This is a genomic window from Aquaticitalea lipolytica, assembly GCF_014641635.1.
Classification (GTDB): Bacteria; Bacteroidota; Bacteroidia; order Flavobacteriales; family Flavobacteriaceae; genus Aquaticitalea; species Aquaticitalea lipolytica.
The window spans coordinates 1-2,473 of the sequence record NZ_BMIC01000019.1; the positions used below are offsets into that span (position 1 = coordinate 1).

Genomic DNA, 2,473 nt, shown 5'->3' on the forward strand with positions numbered 1-2,473 from the left:
GTCACTCAATCCAGAACTTCCAGAAGTTGTTTTAAATGATGTAGAGGCAACATTTAACCCCAAAACAGTTATAGAGGTCGACACATTTTCTATTAATACAAAAGATAGAGACCCTTTTTTAGGAACGATTACTAAAAAGGCGAATACCACTACCTCATTAAAGCAAAACAGTACGATTAAGCAAGAAGATTCAAATTGGCCTCAAGTTACATATGAAGGGGTTATAAAAAGGGTGAACTCTAGCGAACAGGTATTTGTGATTACAATAAATAATACACAATATGTATTAAAAAAGAGTCAGAAAGTAGATAATATTACTTTAGTTAAAGGTGATAATACATCTATTACAGTTAGATTTAATAATACACAAAAAATAATCCCAATTCAAAAATGAGCATTAAAAAGCTAAAAGCAGGAGCTTTACAACTAACCATATTTATAGTTGTAATGATTGCTTTATTATTAGCCGCATTTTTAGTTTTAGTACATACACAAAAGCAATTTAACTTACAAACGGACTTTGTTTTAGAAACTGTAAATAATGCCGATAGAGGCATTGAATACGCATTAGTAAATAATGTTGAACTTAATGACTCTACGTTAGTAAATTTAGAAGATGAAGATTACAAAGCATTACATATTCAACGTGACTTTTGGGGGCTTTTTGAAAAAGTAAAGTCGACTTCCAAAATCAAGAATTATCAATTTCAGAAAGTAGCATTAATTGGAGCTAAACAAGCAAAAGACAATAGAACAACATTATATTTAGAAGACAATAACAAACCTTTAGTAGTGGTAGGGAACACTAATATTAAAGGAGTTGCATATGTACCAAAACGAGGTGTAAAAGCGGGTAATATAGCTGGGCAATCTTATTATGGTTCCGAGCTTATTAATGGTCAAACAAAAGAAAGTCAATACTTACCAAAGTTATTTTTTGAGACCCAACAACATCTAAAAACGATATCAAAAAATTCTACTTTAACTAATCAAAAACGATTTTTGGATTTGAATGCAGAGCGTTCATTTGTAAACTCATTTCTGGAACCATACCAAATATTGTACAGTACCACTAATATCAATTTAGAGAATATTGAATTAACAGGACATATTGTAGTATTTTCAAAAACATCAATTAGTGTTGAAGCTTCTTCAAGTTTAAAAGATGTTATTTTAATTGCTCCCAAGATTGAAGTTAAAAATAATGTTGTTGGTACATTTCAAGCGTTTGCTACTGAAACAATTAGTGTGGGTAGTAATTGTAAACTAGAATATCCATCAGCATTAGTCGTTTATGAAGATGAAAAAGGTGTAATAATACCACAACGAGTAGATTCACAACAATTATTAAGCCGCAACATTAAAATAAATAATGCAACAACAATTGAAGGTGTTGTATTGTTTTTTGGTCTTAAAACTAGTAATAATTATGATCCACAAATTATAATAGAGGATAAAGTAATTATAAAAGGAGAAGTATACTGTAATACAAATATTGAATTAAAAGGAACTGTTTATGGGACTGTATATGCCTCAAATTTTATTGCTAAGCAATCAGGATCAGTTTATCAAAACCATTTGTATAATGCCACAATAGTTATTGATTCATTATCACAAAAATATGTTGGTCTGCCATTTAGTAATTCAAAAAAAAGCGTTCTGAAATGGTTATATTAAAAAAGATAAAAGCATCTACTCTGATGGAAACCTTGGTGGCAACTGTGTTAATAATAATTGTTTTTATGGTAACAAGTATGATTTTGAATAATTTGTTTTTTAATACGATAAAAAATAATACCACACAGATTGATGCACATCTTAATGAATTACAGTATTTATACATTAATAATGAACTAGCTATCCCATACCAAGACGATTTTAATGAATGGGATGTAAGTGTGAGTGTCTATACAGAGAGCAATAAAACAATTATCAGTTTTGAAGCTTTTAATAGTGTAACAAATAAAAAAATATCAAATTATACTAATGAAGTACAATAAGAAAATAAATGCTTTTACATTAAGCGAAATGATTGTTGTACTTATACTAACAACAATTGTTGTTGGATTAGCATTTTCTGTGTTGACATTAGTTCAAAACCATATTAATAGCATTGAAAATAATTTTAATAATACCACACAGCTTAATAAGTTAGAGCAGTCATTAACTTTAGATTTTAATCGTTTTTCAAAAATTGAATTTAATGAGCTTGAAGACAAGTTATTGTTTTCAAATGAAATAGAAACAAAAGCTTATATGTTTAAAGATAGTTTTATTGTAAAAGATATAGACACATTTTATATCTCAATAAACAAAAAAGCACTCTATTTTGAAGGAAGTCTTAAACAGAGTGGAACATTAGACGCTATAAAAATAGAAACCTCAAAAGCGTTTCAAAACAAAAATTTATTTGTGTTCAAAAAGAATGATGCAACTCAATTTATGAATTAAATGGCTTTTAAACTAGATAACA

The 2,473-nt window shown here is 28.3% G+C and carries 4 protein-coding genes; all 4 read left to right on the forward strand.

Going from position 1 to position 2,473, the window contains the following annotated elements; translation table 11 throughout:
- Positions 1-394, forward strand: a 394-nt coding sequence (locus tag IEW41_RS14340; RefSeq protein ID WP_188607065.1) for a hypothetical protein, incomplete at its 5' end; no start/stop codon positions are given.
- The gene (locus tag IEW41_RS14345) at positions 391-1,677 is read left to right on the forward strand and encodes a hypothetical protein (RefSeq protein WP_188607066.1); all 1,287 of its coding nucleotides are present in this window, start codon (positions 391-393) and stop codon (positions 1,675-1,677) included. The genes IEW41_RS14340 and IEW41_RS14345, both read left to right, overlap by 4 nt.
- The gene (locus tag IEW41_RS14350) at positions 1,665-2,000 is read left to right on the forward strand and encodes a hypothetical protein (RefSeq protein ID WP_188607067.1); all 336 of its coding nucleotides are present in this window, start codon (positions 1,665-1,667) and stop codon (positions 1,998-2,000) included. Before IEW41_RS14345 ends, IEW41_RS14350 begins: the two co-directional genes overlap by 13 nt.
- Positions 1,987-2,451 (forward strand): PulJ/GspJ family protein, encoded by a 465-nt coding sequence (locus IEW41_RS14355; RefSeq protein WP_229660234.1) that lies wholly within the window; start codon positions 1,987-1,989, stop codon positions 2,449-2,451. Before IEW41_RS14350 ends, IEW41_RS14355 begins: the two co-directional genes overlap by 14 nt.
- Positions 2,452-2,473 lie beyond the last annotated feature (22 nt).